Origin of the sequence: Streptomyces sp. NPDC046866, assembly GCF_040704625.1 — a bacterium.
Taxonomy (GTDB): domain Bacteria; phylum Actinomycetota; class Actinomycetes; order Streptomycetales; family Streptomycetaceae; genus Streptomyces.
The window spans coordinates 194,596-209,599 of the sequence record NZ_JBEYXN010000007.1 but is presented as its reverse complement, the minus strand read 5'-3'; the positions used below and the strand labels follow the sequence as shown (position 1 = coordinate 209,599).

General features: G+C 75.6%; 12 protein-coding genes. 5 read left to right on the top strand and 7 right to left on the bottom strand.

Annotated features, from left to right (window positions below):
* The first annotated feature begins 47 nt into the window (after nt 1-47).
* Entirely contained in the window at nt 48-377 is a 330-nt protein-coding gene (locus tag AB0953_RS13975; RefSeq protein ID WP_366859682.1) for a helix-turn-helix transcriptional regulator, read from the top strand.
* A 240-nt stretch (nt 378-617) separates the two neighbouring features.
* On the opposite strand, the gene AB0953_RS13970 is transcribed toward AB0953_RS13975, so the two are convergent.
* Nucleotides 618-1,250: a TetR family transcriptional regulator gene (locus AB0953_RS13970; RefSeq protein ID WP_366859681.1), complete on the bottom strand. Its 633-nt coding sequence runs from the start codon at nt 1,248-1,250 to the stop codon at nt 618-620.
* A 102-nt stretch (nt 1,251-1,352) separates the two neighbouring features.
* Between AB0953_RS13970 and AB0953_RS13965 the strand changes: the two genes are divergently transcribed.
* Nucleotides 1,353-2,336 (top strand): aldo/keto reductase, encoded by a 984-nt coding sequence (locus AB0953_RS13965; RefSeq protein ID WP_366859680.1) that lies wholly within the window; start codon nt 1,353-1,355, stop codon nt 2,334-2,336.
* Between the two features lie 86 nt (nt 2,337-2,422).
* Here the strand turns inward: AB0953_RS13965 and AB0953_RS13960 are convergent, their stop codons facing one another.
* A complete protein-coding gene (locus AB0953_RS13960) occupies nt 2,423-3,022 on the bottom strand; it encodes an SgcJ/EcaC family oxidoreductase (protein WP_366859679.1) in 600 nt (199 codons plus the stop codon).
* 103 nt (nt 3,023-3,125) lie between these two features.
* Here AB0953_RS13960 and AB0953_RS13955 point away from each other — a divergent pair, with 103 nt between their 5' ends.
* Nucleotides 3,126-3,599: a MarR family transcriptional regulator gene (locus AB0953_RS13955; RefSeq protein WP_366859678.1), complete on the top strand. Its 474-nt coding sequence runs from the start codon at nt 3,126-3,128 to the stop codon at nt 3,597-3,599.
* 46 nt (nt 3,600-3,645) lie between these two features.
* On the opposite strand, the gene AB0953_RS13950 is transcribed toward AB0953_RS13955, so the two are convergent.
* Nucleotides 3,646-4,305, bottom strand: a complete 660-nt coding sequence (locus AB0953_RS13950) for a DUF2165 domain-containing protein (protein ID WP_366859677.1) — start codon at nt 4,303-4,305, stop codon at nt 3,646-3,648.
* 617 nt (nt 4,306-4,922) lie between these two features.
* On the opposite strand from AB0953_RS13950, the gene fusA reads away from it, so the two are divergent.
* The gene (gene fusA, locus AB0953_RS13945; protein WP_366859676.1) at nt 4,923-7,118 is read left to right on the top strand and encodes an elongation factor G; all 2,196 of its coding nucleotides are present in this window, start codon (nt 4,923-4,925) and stop codon (nt 7,116-7,118) included.
* 68 nt (nt 7,119-7,186) lie between these two features.
* Here the strand turns inward: fusA and AB0953_RS13940 are convergent, their stop codons facing one another.
* Both AB0953_RS13940 and AB0953_RS13935 read right to left on the bottom strand, forming a co-directional pair.
* Nucleotides 7,187-8,008: a MerR family transcriptional regulator gene (locus AB0953_RS13940; RefSeq protein WP_366859675.1), complete on the bottom strand. Its 822-nt coding sequence runs from the start codon at nt 8,006-8,008 to the stop codon at nt 7,187-7,189.
* A gap of 126 nt (nt 8,009-8,134) precedes the next feature.
* Nucleotides 8,135-8,719 carry a hypothetical protein gene (locus AB0953_RS13935; RefSeq protein WP_366859674.1) on the bottom strand — a complete coding sequence of 195 codons (585 nt, stop codon included), beginning with the start codon at nt 8,717-8,719 and terminating at the stop codon, nt 8,135-8,137.
* 109 nt (nt 8,720-8,828) lie between these two features.
* Between AB0953_RS13935 and AB0953_RS13930 the strand changes: the two genes are divergently transcribed.
* On the top strand, nt 8,829-11,153 hold the full coding sequence (locus AB0953_RS13930) for an FUSC family protein (RefSeq protein ID WP_366859673.1): 2,325 nt from the start codon (nt 8,829-8,831) through the stop codon (nt 11,151-11,153).
* Nucleotides 11,154-11,307: 154 nt separating this feature from the next.
* Here the strand turns inward: AB0953_RS13930 and AB0953_RS13925 are convergent, their stop codons facing one another.
* Both AB0953_RS13925 and AB0953_RS13920 read right to left on the bottom strand, forming a co-directional pair.
* Nucleotides 11,308-14,607 carry a trypsin-like peptidase domain-containing protein gene (locus AB0953_RS13925; protein ID WP_366859672.1) on the bottom strand — a complete coding sequence of 1,100 codons (3,300 nt, stop codon included), beginning with the start codon at nt 14,605-14,607 and terminating at the stop codon, nt 11,308-11,310.
* Between the two features lie 43 nt (nt 14,608-14,650).
* On the bottom strand, nt 14,651-14,956 hold the full coding sequence (locus AB0953_RS13920; RefSeq protein WP_366859671.1) for a trypco2 family protein: 306 nt from the start codon (nt 14,954-14,956) through the stop codon (nt 14,651-14,653).
* Nucleotides 14,957-15,004: the final 48 nt, after the last annotated feature.

The following is a 15,004-nucleotide window of genomic DNA, read 5'->3' as shown; positions in this document are numbered from 1 at the left end:
GAAATACGATCGTGGTCAAACTTCGATGGCTGTCGTACCATCGGGGCATGGAACGCACGCCGCCGCACCCCGAGGTCGACCAGTTCTCCCTGCAGCAGGTACTGGAGGCCCTCGTCGACCCGGTCCGCCGCAGCATCGTGGCGCAGCTCCACGCCCGGCGCGCCGACATGGCGTGCGGCGCCTTCGACCTCTCGGTCAGCAAGTCCACCGCGACCCACCACTTCAAGGTGCTGCGCGAGGCGGGCCTGATCCGGCAGCACTACGTGGGGACGTCGCGCATGAACACCCTGCGCGACCGGGAGATGGAGGAGGCCTTCCCCGGACTCCTCACGGCCGTCGTCCGGGCCGAGACCCCGCCCGCCCCGGCCGGAGCCTGACCGGCGGCCGCCCCGGAGTGCGGCTCACGGGCGGCCGGGGGAGTGAGGCCGGGTCACCCGGACGCCCTGTCGGCTGCGGCCCTCTCGCGCCGCGGCGATCCTGGCGGCATGGCGTCCAGCCGACCGCACGTCATCGTGCACGCCCCGACGGCCGCGGGCTGGGCAGTCGTCCTGCTGGGCCGCGCGTCGAGGGGGTCTGACACGCCGGGGAGCCGCCCGCGAGGGCCCGCCAACGCCGCGTCAGTGGACCTCGGCGTGGGACGCGGGCGCGGCCGGCTCCGGGCGGTGACGGACGGCGACCAGGCGGGCCACGGCGTCGACGACCGCGGCGCGGTGCCCCTCGCGGAGGTGCTCCGACCACGCGGAGCCGCCGGTGCTGTCGGCGCTGTCGGCCGGCGCCCCGCCGGCCGTGGTGAACCACGCCTGGGCCAGCGCCAGGACCAGCATCAGCAGGTCGGCCGGGCCGTGGGTGGGGTCGACGCGGCCGTCCCGCTGGGCCGCGGCCAGCGCGGCGGTCTTGCGCTCGTACGAGGCCGCCTCCAGGGAGGTGGGCTCGGGGCGCTCCAGCCGCTTCCACATCACCAGCCGCATGAGGCGGGGGTCGGCGGTGAGGTGGTCGAAGATCGCCCCGGCGTAGCCGGGCAGGTCCTCGGCGTCGAAGGGCACCGATTCCGCGCCCTGTTCCAGGGCCTGCTGGATGACCTGATCGAAGAGCTGTTCCTTGTTGCCGTAGTAGACGTAGATCATCCGCTTGTTGGCCTCGGCCGCGTCGGCGATGCGGTCGACCCGGGCGCCGGCGATGCCGTACTCGGCGAACTCGTCGAACGCCGCCGCCAGTATCCGGGCCTTCGTTGCTTGGGAATCGCGTGCCATGGCACCCAGGCTAGCAAGTAACTATCCAGTTATTGACAAGAGTGGTTCCGGGTGGTCCACTGGTGCATAACCAGTTAGTTACTTCTTTGCGGGAGACACGTCATGGAACTGCGCGCACTCGGCACCCAGGGTCTTCAGGTCGGCGCCGAAGGCCTCGGCTGCATGGGCATGAGCGCCTTCTACGGGGCCACCGACGAGGCCGAATCGCTGGCCACGATCGACCGTGCCCTCGAACTGGGCGTCACGATGCTCGACACCGCCGAGGGGTACGGCCCCTTCCGCAACGAGCAGCTGATCGCCAAGGCCGTCGCCGGCCGCCGCGACCGGGTCGTCATCGCGACCAAGACCGGCATCGAATTCGACGACGCCGGCACGATGCGCGGCCACAACGGCCGCCGCGAGTACATCCACCGCGCCGCCGACCGCTCGCTGCGCCACCTCGGCACCGACCACATCGACCTGTACTACCTGCACCGCGTCGACCCGGACGTGCCCATCGAGGAGAGCATCGGCGCGATGGCGGAGCTGGTCACCGCCGGCAAGGTCCGCTATCTCGGCGTCAGCGAGGCCGCCGCGGCCACGATCCGCCGCGCGCACGCCGTCCACCCCCTCACTGCCGTCCAGACCGAGTACTCCCTCTTCGAGCGCGGCATCGAGGGCGACGGGGTCCGGGCCGCCCTGGAGGAGCTCGGCATCGGCCTGGTCGCCTACTCCCCGCTGGGCCGCGGCTTCCTCTCCGGCGCCATCACCAGCCCCGACGACTTCGCCGAGGACGACTTCCGTCGGACCGACCCCCGCTTCCAGGGCGAGAACTTCGCCCGCAACCTCGCCGTCGTGGACGCCGTGCGCCGCCTCGCCGAGGCCAAGGGCGTCACGCCGTCCCAGCTGGCGCTGGCGTGGGTGCTGCACCAGGGCGCGGTCCCGATCCCGGGCACGAAGCGCCGCCGCTACCTGGAGGAGAACATCGCGGCCGCCGGCGTGACCATCACCGAGGAGGACATCGCCGCCATCGAGGCCGTCGCCCCCCGAGGCGTGGCCTCCGGCGACCGCTACTCGCCGGACCTGATGGGCTCCCTCAACGGCTGAACGAGCCGTCCGCGCTCCCACCGCCGTTGGTGCGGGGAATGCCGTCCGGCGACGTGCCGGGGCGCTGTGCGGCCGGGGGCGGCGGGTCAGCGCTCCGCCTCCGGGGCCGTGGCGGGCGAGTACAGGAACGAGAGGCGCTCCATCGCGTTCTGCCGCCGGGTGTTGTGGAAGGCGGCGATCCGCCAGCTGCCGTCGGTGCCGCGGACCAGGGTGTACGTCTGCACCTTCGACAGCTCGGCGGCGGACGGCTTGCCGCCGGTGTAGTCGTCACCGCGGCCGGTCAGCAGTGCGACGTCCTTGGCCGGGAAGCGCATGTCCAGGTAACTCGCGGCGAGCTTGCTGCCCTTGACGAAGTCCTCGAAGAGCGCGCGGTGGCCCTCGGTGATGTCGGAGCGGCCCTCGTAATGGGTCCCCACGTACGTGGTGTAGGTGGCGTCCTCGGTGAACTGGCGGCCGTAGGCGTCCGCGTCGCCCCGGCCCCACGCGGCGGTGAGGGCGTCGAGCGTGGCGCACACGGCCTCGCCGTCGGCGCGCTCGGCGCCGGCCGGGATGACGTCGGTGCAGGCGGCCGCACCGGTGCGCTGCACGTCGGCGGTGGCGTCGAGGTAGACGTACCCCGCTGCAGCGCCCACGGCGAGGACGGCAGTGGTGATGAGGGCGGCGCGCTTGACGGTCCTGCGGTTCATGGTGATACCTCTCCCTCGCGCTGTTGATTAGACTGGTGCAGCAACTGCACGTGTGCATTATCTGCATGCATGCAGATATTCGGCAAGGGGAAAGGATGTGGCGATGTCGGCACAGGACGACCGCCGCCCGGTTTTCCGGGACTACATCGACGCCGTGGGGCTGCACGGCATGGCGGGGGCGGAGGCGGCGGGCCTGCAGGCGTCCGAGTGGTACGCGCTCAGCCGGATCACCCTGGCCGGCGGGCTGACCTCGGGAGAGCTCGCCGCCGGAACGGGGCTGACGACGGGCGCGACCACACGGCTCATCGACCGCCTCGAACGCGCGGGCTACGTACGGCGGACGGCCGACCCTGCCGACCGGCGCAAGGTCGTCGTCGAGGCCGTGCCGGACGCGCTGGCGGCCGTCGAGGCCCTCGTCGGCCCCGCGCGGCGCCGCATCGCCGAACTGCTGGCGGGCTACACGCCCGAGCAGCAGGAGCTGCTGTTCGACTACTTCCGGCGCGCGGCCCCCGCGTTCCGCGAGGCGACGGAGGAGATCCGCGCGGCCACGCACGAGCGCAAGGCCCGCCAGGACTGACCGCAGGGGCCCGTGCCGGCCGCCGTGCTCGCCGGCCCCCGCCGCCCTATCGGTCGGCGGCGGCGCCCGGCCCGTCGGCGGCGGCGCCCGGCCCGTGCTGGGCGGCGCCCGGCCCGTCGTGGGCGGAGCCCGGCGGGAGGTGGACCAGGACGAGGGCCGCCGCCGCGAGCAGCGTGTTGCGGGTCGCGGCGTCGAGCCCGTTCCACTGCTCCGACTGCCACATCGCGAACCACTCGCCGCCGATGGCGAGGAAGCCCGCCCCGAACAGCAGCAGCACCATCACCAGCCCGACGGTGCTCGCGGCGCGGGCCTGCCGCAGGCTCCCGCCGCGCAGGACCGCGCACCACAGCCCCACGGCCCGGAGCAGGACGGCCGCCGCCACGGCCTCCCACCCGATGATGCCGACATAGGCCGCGTTCTGCAGCCGTGGCGAGGTGACGGCCCGCCACATCAGGTCCGGGTCCCGAAAGGTGGTGTCCATCGCGAGGACGTGGCGGACGAACTGCTGGTTCGTACCGAAGTCCGTCAGGTTCCCGAAGACCGCCAGGAACAGCATGAGCGCGACCACCGCCGTCAGTGCCGCCGCGCCCAGGGCCGGGCCGGCCCCCGGCCCTCGCGCCCACCCGGCCGGCTCCGCCCGCCCGGGCGGTTCCGCCACCCCGGTCCACCGCGTGGCCCCCGGGCGCCGTCCACCACCGTCCGACATCCCCGCTCCTCCCGTCGCCCCGGGCCGCGCCGCCCTCCGTCGGAGAACATGGCGTGCCGGCGGGCCGCCGAAACGTCCGCCCGGTCGGCGAAACAAATCCGGTGACCCGCGCCCGCGCCCCTGCCTACACTCGCAGCGCGCGCCGCCACCGGAAGGCGGCGTCCGCCCGCCACTTGGTCGGCGAGGCATCCGAGCGACACCGCAGCGAGAGGGGAACGGGTCATGTGCCGTCAGCGCACCGCCACCCGCGTTCCCCCGTCCCGGTACGACGTGATTCCGGTGTCCCGGGCAGCGCGGTGCCCGCTGCGCGGCCGGCACCGTATGCCCGTGACGTACCTGCGAACCCGCTGAAGTCGCCGTACGCGGCCCGTACTCGGCCGTCCGCGGCCGTACTCTGCCGTCTCGGCGGTAAGGCCGTACTTCGCCGTACTTCGCCGTACTTCGCCGTACTTCGCCGTACGCCTCCGGTTCGTCCGAGCCCCTCGCGTCCCCACCGCCCCGCCCCCGTCCGTCCGGTCCTCCGGCGACGGCCCGGCCGGCCCCGGGACCGGCGCTCGCCCCGCACGTCCGGGAATCGCGCAGCCCTGAACACCTCACCACCCGAAAGGCCCCGGGCCATGCGCACCAGCCGGCGAACCCTCGCCCCCGCCACCCTCTCCCGTCCCGCCCTCACCGCCGTCCGCAACCTCGGCATCCTCGCCCACGTGGATGCCGGCAAGACCACCGTCACCGAGCGGATCCTGTTCGCCACGGGTGCGGTCCACAAGCGCGGCGAGGTCCACGAGGGCACCACCGTCACCGACTACGACGCCCAGGAACGCGACCGCGGCATCACGATCTTCGCCGCCGCGGTCAGCTGCACCTGGGAGGGCCACCGCATCAACCTGATCGACACGCCGGGCCACGTCGACTTCGCCGACGAAGTGGAGCGTGCCCTGCGCGTGCTCGACGGCGCGGTCGCCGTGTTCGACGCCGTCGCCGGCGTCGAACCGCAGAGCGAGTCGGTGTGGCGCCAGGCGGACCGGTACGGCGTCCCGCGGATCGCGTTCGTCAACAAGCTGGACCGGGCGGGCGCCGACCTCGACACCGCCGTGGCCTCCCTGCGCGAGCGGCTCGGCGTCGTGCCGCTGGTGGTCCAGCTGCCGATCGGACGCGAGGACGGCTTCACCGGCCTCGTCGACCTGGTGCACATGCGCGCCCTGGTCTGGCCCGCCGGCTCCGACACGTACGAGACGCACGAGGTGGGGGAGATGGGCGATGTGGCCGACGCGGGGGAGGCGGGCAACGGCCTGCGCGCCGAAGCGGTACGGCGCCGCCGCCTCCTGGAGGAGGCGGTCGCCGAACTCCACCCGGTCGCCCTCGAGGAGTTCTGCGCCACGGGAGCCCTGTCCGAGGGGACGCTCGCCCTCGCCCTGCGCGAGGCGACCCTCGACGGCTCGGGCACGGTCGTGCTGTGCGGCTCGGCCTACCGCAACCGCGGTGTCGAACCGCTGCTGGACGCGGTCGCGGCGTACCTCCCCTCGCCCGCCGACACGCCCCCGGTACGGGGCACCGCGGTCGGCGGCGGTGAGCCGGAGCAGCAGCGCCTGCCCGACCCGGGGGAACCGGTGGCCGCCCTGGCCTTCAAGGTGGCGGTGACGCCGACCGGCCGGCTCACCTACCTGCGCGTCTACTCCGGAACGCTGGGGAAGGGGGACACGGTGCTGGACGCCGCCACGGGCCGCACCGAGCGCGTCGCCCGCATCCTGCGCGTCCAGGCCGACCAGCACACCGAGGTGGAGGAGGCCCTGGCCGGCGACATCGTCGCCGTGGTCGGCCTGAAGTCGGCACGCGCCGGCACCACGCTGTGCGCGCCGCAGGCGCCGCTGCTGCTCGAACCGCCCGCCGCCGCCGAGCCGGTGGTGTCGGTCGCGGTCGAGGCGCGCCGCAGCACCGACACGGGCCGGCTCGCGACGGCACTGGCCCGGCTGGTCGAGGAGGACCCCTCGCTGGTCGTGCGCAGCGACCCCGAGACCGGTCAGACGGTGCTGTCGGGCATGGGCGAACTCCACCTGGAGGTAGCGGTGGAGAAGGTCCGCCGCGACCACGGCCTGGAGCTCGCGGTGGGACGGCCGCAGGTCTCGTACCGCGAGACCGTGGTGCGCGGGGTGACGGGCCTGGTCCACCGGCACGTCAAACAGGAGGGCGGGGCCGGCCAGTTCGCCCATGTCGTCATCGACGTCGAACCGCTGGAAGGAGGGCGGCAGACACCGGCGGCGCAGGACGGCCGGGACGACGGCCGGGACGACGGCCGGGCCGGGACGGTGTTCGCGTTCGGTTCGACGGTCGTCGGCGGCCGGGTGCCCCAGGAGTACGTCCGTGCCGTCGAGGCCGGCTGCCGCGACGCGCTCGCCGAAGGCCCCCTCGGCGGGTATCCGGTGACCGGGCTGAGGGTCACCCTCACCGACGGGGCGACGCACTCCAAGGACTCCTCCGAGATGGCGTTCCGCACCGCGGGCCGGGCCGCGCTGCGCGCTGCGCTGCGGGCGAGTGCGATGGCGCTGCTGGAGCCGGTGGCCGAGGTCGTGGTCACCGTCCCCGACGACGCGGTCGGAGCCGTCCTGGGCGACCTCGCGGCCCGCCGCGGCCGGGTGGCCGGCTCCTCCGGCAGGTCGGGGACGACCGCGGTCACGGCCGTGGTCCCGCTGGCCGAGCTGTTCGGGTACGCGTCCCGGCTGCGCAGCCGCACGCAGGGCCGGGGCACCTTCATCGCCCGCCCGGCGGGCCTGGCACCGGTGCCCGAGGGTGTGGCGGCCGAGGTCCTCGGCCGCTGACCGGCCGACCGGGCCGGGGAGGCGGGGCGCACCCCCCTCCCCGCGGCCGGGCCGGCGGTCGGGTGGTGTCAGGCCTCGTCCAAAGGCGCCTGGAGCTCCGTCACCCACCCGTCCGGGTCCCGCGGGCACTCCAGGTTCACCTCCCGGGGATACCCGCCCGAGCGGTGGCCGTGGCCGTCGATCCAGCGGGCCAGCGTCTGGGCCGTCGGAAGGACGGCGTCCATCGGCCCGCGGTGGACGATGGTCGCCGCCCGCTCGACGGGCGGCAGGTCGAGGACCCGTACGGCGCCGTCCCGGAGCGGCGCCGCCACCTGGACGGCGGCGTGCACGAGGATCGCGCCGCCGCCGTCCGGGGCGTCCTCGTACCAGGCGACCCCGGGCCCGGACGGGTCGATGCCCGCCTCCTCCAGACGGCGGAACAGCTCCTCGTAGAGCGGCCCGATGACCGGCCCGACGTCCTCCGGGGCGAAGCTCGCGGCGGTGGCCGTCAGCTCCGCCACCCGTACCGCCGGAATGCTCTTGACGACCACGTCGTCGGTGGGCATGCGGCCCTCCCTCTCGATCGACCGGAGCCTCGCCTCGACCTGCACCAGCCGCGCCGCCGCGGCCGCCATGTCGGCCGCCAGCTCCGCCTGCCGCAGCCGCAGCATGCCCCGCAGCTCCTCGGGGCCGATGCGCTCGTCCACGATGGAGTGCACCTGCCGGAGCGTGAAGCCGAGGTCCTTGAGCGCGATGACCCGGTTGAGCCGGGCCAGTTGGGCGGCGCCGTAGTGGCGGTAGCCGGTGGCGGGGTCGACGTGGGCCGGGCGCAGCAGTCCGATGGCGTCGTAGTGGCGCAGCATCCGGACCGAGACCCGGCCGTGCCGGGCGAAGTCTCCGATGGTGAACATGATGGCTCCGAGCTCACCGCCTGACACGGTGTGAGGGTCAAGCCCGCGGCGCGGACCGCCGCGGGGGTGGGACCGGCGCCGGGGGAGGAGCCGGCGCCGGGGAGGGGCCGACGCCCGGGGAGGGGGTCAGTCCCCGCAGGTGAACGTCCCGCCGTCCGCGGCGGCCGCAGCCTCGACGCGGTAGATCGTCTGCGGCGGTGCGCCCGCCGGCAGGGTGTAGCCGTACACCTCGCGGGCCTCGTCCGGGCCCATGAAGCGGAGGTGGAGGGTACGGGCACCGCCCGCCGCCGACCGCTCGAAGCACAGGTCCGATCCCTCCGGGCCGCCGCCGGCGCCGGGTGCGGCTTTCACCGCCCAGCCGTCCGCCGCGGCCGCGCCCCGGTAGAACCCGGTCACCGCCGTCGGCGCCTGCGCCGTGGTATAGAGCCGGCCGGCGTACAGCCATGCGCCGCTGCCGATGCCGATGCTGCTGTCGTCGTCGCAGCCCCGGTACGGTTCCGCGAAGCCAGGCGGCGAAGCGGCCCCCTCCGGATGCGCGCCGAGCAGCGCAAGCGCCGCCAGGTCCCGTACCCCGTCCTGCGAGCCCTCGCAGCCCGCCTGCGCCCCGCGGACGGCGGCGCAGCCGCCCAGCGCCGTCACCGCCGCAAGGGCGCCCGCCGCCACCGCTGCCCCCACCAGGGGCCGCCCGGAGCCCCGCCTCGACATGTCCATGGCCGGAGTATGCGGCACCGCGCCGCCCGGAGGCACCTCCCGGCAGGCCGCTGAGCAGCAACGTTGCGGCAAGGGTGCCGGGGGTCGGCGCCTACGTGATCCTGGTGGCATGGGCGGTGACCCCGGGCTGCGCACCGAACCGCGCACTGGACCCCGCACCCGGCGGGGCATCACCTCGATGGCCATGCGGCGCATCCTGCCGCTCGGCGCGGCCCGCTACGCGCCCGCCGCGCGCCGTGCCGCGCGGGTCACCCTGGCCGCCGGGGCCTCCTTCTACCTGTTCCTCTACGGCTTCGGGCAGACCACCGCCGCCACCTACGCCCTCTTCGGGGCCGTCGCCCTGGCCGGGCTCTCCCGCATCCCCGGCACCGGGCAGCAGCGCGCCGCCGTCGTGATCCGGCTGCTGCCGGCCGGCTGGGTGCTGATCACCGCCGGCACGTACCTGGCCGTGCGGACCTGGAGCGCCGTCCTCGGCATGCTCGTCATCGGCTTCTGCCTGGCCTTCCTCGCCGTCGGCGGCCCGCGCCCCGCCGGCGCCGCACCGGGGCTCCAACTCCTCTACATCCTGCCGTCCTTCCCGCCCTACGACCCCGGCTCCCTGGCCCAGCGGCTCGTCGGCGCCACGGTCGGCATCCTCATGCTCGTCCTGGCCGAGGCGTTCCTCTTCCCGGATCCGCCCGCCCTCCCGTACCGGGAACGCGCCGCCCGCGCCCTCGACACCGCCCGGGCCTGCGCCCGGGAGCTCGGCACGGCCCCGTACCGGCTGACCGCCGCGACGGGGCGCGCGGCGAAGGACGCCGCAGCCGGCCTGCGCCCGATGCAGGTCCCGGAAGCGGAGCGCCCCGCCGGGCCGGGCGTACGGGAGCGGGCCCTGACCCACGCCGCCCTGGCCACCCGCACGCTCCTCAGCCGCCTCGCACTGCTGCCCCCCGCCCCGGCCGCGAGCGATCCCGCGGCCGCCCTCGGCGTGCTCCGCGCGGTCGAGCGCACCGCCGCCGAGACCGCCGCACGCCTGCGGGGCGCGGCGCCCGCCACGGACGCCCACGCCGACCTGGCCAAGGCCCGTGCCGTCCTCTCGGCGACCCGGTACGACCCCCTCGCACCCGCCGCCGTGCTGCGCCGGCACGCCGCCGTCCTGGAGGTCGCCGACGCCGCGCTCGCCATGTCCACCGCGGCCGACATCGCCGTACGGGGCCGGGCCGCCGCGGCGGACGCGCCCGTGAACCGGTTCTGGTACGCGGGGATGCGCGCCCCGCGGCTGTGGTGGATCAGGCTCTCGGGCCACGCCGGGCGGCGTTCGGTGTTCTTCCAGAACGCCGTGCGCCTCGCCCTGGCCCTGGCGGCGGCGCGCACGGTCGCCGGCCTGGACACCCTCCCGCACGGGTTCTGGGCGATGCTGGCGACCCTCACGCTGACCCGGACGACGGTGCGCGAGACGCGGACGACGATCCGGCTCGCCCTGACCGGCACCCTGGTCGGCGCGCTGGTCACCGCCGGGCTGCTCACCCTGGTGAGCAGCGACACGGAGGTGTACGCGGCCGCTCTGCTGCCGGTGATGCTGCTGACGTTCACGGTGGGGCCGGTCAAGGGCGTCGGATGGGCGCAGGCGCTGTTCACGCTGACGGTGGCCCTGGTGTTCGCCCAGCTCGCACCCGCGACCTGGCGGCTGGCGGAGCTCCGGCTGCTCGACGTGCTGATCGGCAGTGCGATCGGCGCCGTCTTCGGGCTGTTGGCGTGGCCGCGGGGCGGCCACGACGAGCTGAGGCACTCCGCGGCGGTGCTCATGCGCGGTGCGGCGGAGATCGTGGTCGCCACGACCGCGTCGATCGCCGCGGGCGGGGTGCGCGAGCCGCTGCCCTTCGTGCCGGGGCACCGCTCGCTGCGGCGCGCGCTGATCCTCGCCGAGTCGGCGTACGCCCAGTTCCAGAGCGAGCCGGACGGGCAGGGCCGACAGCACGGGGCGCACGGGGCCCACGGGGCACCCAGGGCCCACGGGGCACCCAGGGCCCACGGGGCGCCCAGGGCACACGGGGCGGACGGGTCCCACGCGACCGCCGCCGGCGGGGCGGAACCGGACTGGCAGGCCGTGATGATGGCCGGCCACCACACCCTGTGGGGCTCGGACCGGCTGCTGTCGCCGCCCCCGCCGGCGACCGGCCCGGCCGCGCCCGTCGTGGTGCCGCCGCTCCCCGAGGAGGCCGCCGCGCAGGTGACCCGCCTCGGGGACCGGGTCGCGAGCCGCATGCTGCTGGTGTCGGCCGCCCTCGACCCCGGCGGCGACACACCGCCGGCCCCCGTACCGCTGCGCGATCCGGCGTTCGACGGCTTCGGAGCGGAACCGGACGGGGCCACGCGGCTGTACTACGCGGCCGCGTCCTGGCTGGACTCCCTGCTCACCGACCTGGAGCGGATCAGCGGCACCGACCGGCCCTGACCCGGCGCACCCGGGCCACCGGCGCCGGTGGCAGAAGGCCGCGACGCCCCGGCAGACGCCGGACAGCAGCCGGTACGGAGCCCTGCGCCCCGGCGGCCCGCCACGGCACGGCGCGGGACGGCCCGACGGGCGGAGAGCGGCCGCCCGCGAGGCGTCACGACGGCGGGGGCACTGCCGCCCTGCGTTCCAGGCGGCGCAACAGGAACGGGAGGTGGAGCCGCTGCTGGAGGATCACACACGCCATCAGGAACCGGGCGAGCCGGCCGTACGTCCGCTCCCGGATGTCCGCGTCCAGCCGGAGCAGGTCCTCCTCGGCGCCGCTCTCGTACCCGGACCGGATGACCCCCCGGTGGACCATGACCAGGACGGCCTTGGCCCGGCGGCGGTAGAAGGACAGCACGCTCTCGTCGTGGGCCAGCTTCTGCAGCAGCTCCGTCGCCCGCGGCTCGCCCAGCTCGGCCAGGAGCCGGGCCGCCTTGACCCGTACGAAGGAACGGACGAGCATCTCGTGCGGGGTCGAGGCCGGCCCCCTGACCGGCCGCGCGAGCTCGGCCAGGACGGGCTTGCCCCGCGAGTCCCCCAGCCGCGCCAGCGCATGGGCGGCATTGACGCGGGAGACGGGATCGAGCGCGTGGTCGCGGGCCATGTCCGCGAGGATCCGGTGCGCGCGCCGGTCGCCGAGCCGGACCCCCATCAGGCGGGCCGCCAGCGCGCGCCCGCTGCCGTCGAAGCCGGTGTCCTTCGCCAGGGACAGCAGCAGTTCACCGGCCCCCGCGTACCCGAGCCCGGCGAGGGCCCCGGCCGCGTGGGCACGGGCCAGCGGGGCCACGGCGTCGGAATGGGCCAGTTCCAGCAGCAGTTTGGTGCCGCGCCCGTCGCCGCTCTCGGCGAGCCGGAGTGCGGCCTGGATACGGGCGACGCCGCTGTAGAGGCGCAGCATCCGCAGGCCCGTCGCCTCTGCGCCGGGCCGGGAGGCGACCGGCGGCACGGCGCCCCCGCCGTCCTCGTCCTCGGCGATCCGGACGAGGAGCGCCCGGGCCCGCTCCTCGTCGAGGTCGGCCAAGGCCACGGCGGCGCGCAGCTCGTCGCGGAAGAGGCTCCGCCGGGTCGCCAGCGCGGCCAGCGCCGAAGCCGTCCGCGCGGTGATGTCGGGCGGCAGCCGCGTGCCCAGCCTGGCCTGCGCGGCGATGAACTCCAGATCGGGCAGGCCCGCGTCGGCGCCCCGGGCCAGCCGGTGCAGGGCGCGGGAGCCGGGCCCGGCCGGATCCTCCGGGGCCGCGTCCAGCAGGAAGCCCACGTACGACAGCTGCGCCGTCCGCAGGTCCAGCCGGGCGCGACGGCTGCGGGGCCGCTCGGGGCGGCGGGAGCCGAGGAACCGCCGCAGCTCCTTCCGCAGCAGTGCGGGGTCCCCGGCGACGGCCTGCGCCGCGAAGTAGTCGGCGAGCGTCCGGTGGAGGAAGGCGAAGCCGGACTCGTCCTCGGTGAACAGCCCGCTGCGCCGCAGGAGGTCCGCGAGGAAACGGGCCCACGTCTCCTCCGGTACGAGTCCGGGCCACGCGGCCTCCGGGAAGCCGAGCAGCGCTTCGAGGAGGTCGGACTCCGCGCGGGCGTGGGGGGCCTGCCCCGCCTGCCGTGCGGCGAGGCGCGCGACGAGGGCGAAGAACCGGTCGACCGTCTCCTGCGCCCGGTCGAGCACGGCGGAGGGGTAGCCTTCCAGGGCCTGGCGGATCTGCTTCTGGATGCCGGACATCCCGGCGGCGTGGTGCCGGTCGGCGAGGGCGTCGACGAACCGCCGGTACAGGTCGCCGCGGTGCGCGGGCAGCGGCTCGTCCGGCGCAGCGGAACCGAGGGCGCACAGGATGGCCGCCATCAGGGGTACGGTGCCGAGCCCCGTCGCGGGCGGGGCGGCCCTCGTCTGCGCGAACCGGTCCGCGGCCTGCTCGGGTGCGGCATGGCCGGTGGCGCGGAACCACTTCACGGCGAGGGAGCGCAACTCCGGCCGGTCGAACGGGCACAGCTCCAGCACCGGCGTGTCCTCGCCCAGGATGCCGAGCTCGGATGCGGGCAGCGGCCGCGTCGCGACCACGAAGCGGAACGGACTGCCGCCGGGGGTGGGCACGGGGGCGGACCCGGGGGCGGGCACGGGGGCAGCCCCGGAGGTGGTCGCCGGCTCGGCGCGGCCGACGAACGCCGCCAGGGTCTGCAACGCCTCGCGGCGGGCCTGCGGCAGCAGGATCTCGTCCAGCCCGTCCACCATCACCAGCCACGGCACTCCCGGCTCCGCTTCCTCCCGGAACAGGTCGGCGCCGGGCCCTTCGAGCAGCCCGAACCGGCTCAGGTCCCGGGTGACCGCACGGGAGAGGACCTGCGGCAGGGGCTCCTTGGACAGCAGGTCGGCGGCCTGCAGCAGCACGGGCGACACGCCCGCCCGCGCAGAGGCCCCGTCCCCGCTCAGGCGGCGGCGGGCGGCCTCGGCCAGCGCCATGCGCAGGAAGGTCGTCTTGCCGCCGCCCGGCCCCGCCATGAGGACCGAGACACCCGCCTCCTGGGTGCCGATCCGGCGCACGGCCTCCTCGGCGGTCAGTTCCCGGGCCGCGACCCGGCCGGCGCCGAGGCCGAGAGGGCGGAGGCGGGCCCGCTGGCCCAGGTAGATGTCGGCCAGCGGCGGGGCACCGGCCCCGATGGTGCCGCCGACGTACGGGTGTTCCCGGGTGGAGGCGAGGGCCGCACCCAGGTACGCGTGGACCTGCCGCGCGTGCGCGTCGGCAGGCGCGAGCCCGGCCGGTCCGGCCGGCAGCCCGATCAGACCGTGCAGGGCGGTGCGCTCGCCGTCGGTGAGGATCCCGTACCAGCGGTCCACCCGGCTGGCGGTCAGGGTCCCCGTACCGTCGGTGGGCCGGTGCTCGCTGACGATGCCGATCAGGCAGCCGCCGCTCCACACCGCGGCCCCCGACATCCCCTCCCACGGCGACGCGGAACCCGGACCGGCCAGGGGATCGGCCCCGGGCGGGTCGACGATCAGCTCCAGGGTGCCCTCGCGCCGCCCCGACTGGGCGGCGGCGAGGCCGTGGGCGTGCCGGGAGTCCCGGTACTCGAACCCGGCCCCGTCCGGCCCCACCCCGTGGCGCAGCTTGAACCGCGGGAAGCCCACCGCCTCGCAGGGCGCCGAGCGGCCGAGCCGCCCGTACCGGATCGCGCCGTCCGCCGGGGGCGGCGGGCCGCCGGGCCCGCCCCCGGCGGGACGGAGGGCGAGGACCGCGATGTCGAGCCGGCCGTGCAGGAACACCGTGGCCGCCTCGACGTCGGTGATCCCGCCCCGGCCGTCCACGAAGCGGACCCGGACGTCCCGGGCGTCGTCGACGACATGGGCCGCCGTCAGCACGTGCCCGGGCCGCACCCGATAACCGGAGCCCCGCTTGCCGCTGCCGTCCCGGCACGCGGTGACGATCTGCACGGCCCGCCGCTCGTCCAGCCCCGCCGACGGGGCAAGCGGGCGGCTACTGCTCAATCGAGCCGGCCCGGCCGGACACGAAGGCGCTGGTCCTGACGCCGCCCACCTCGACCGTCGGCTGGAGGGACAGCTTCACCCGCTGGACCGCATTGCTCTTCACGGACCCGTCGACCCCGAGGTCCACCACCCAGAACCTCACCTTCCCCTTCCCGCCGGCGCTCTGCTCCAGAGCCAGCGACACCTCCAGCTCGATCGCCCCCAGCTCGAACTGCAGGCTCTTGCCCTGCGCTTCGGCGATGGACTGCTCCAGCTCTTCCCGCAGGTCCTTGATGACGGTCGACAGCTCGATCACGCGGCATCCCCTCGGCCCGACTCGAACACGCACGGCGCACGACAGGAC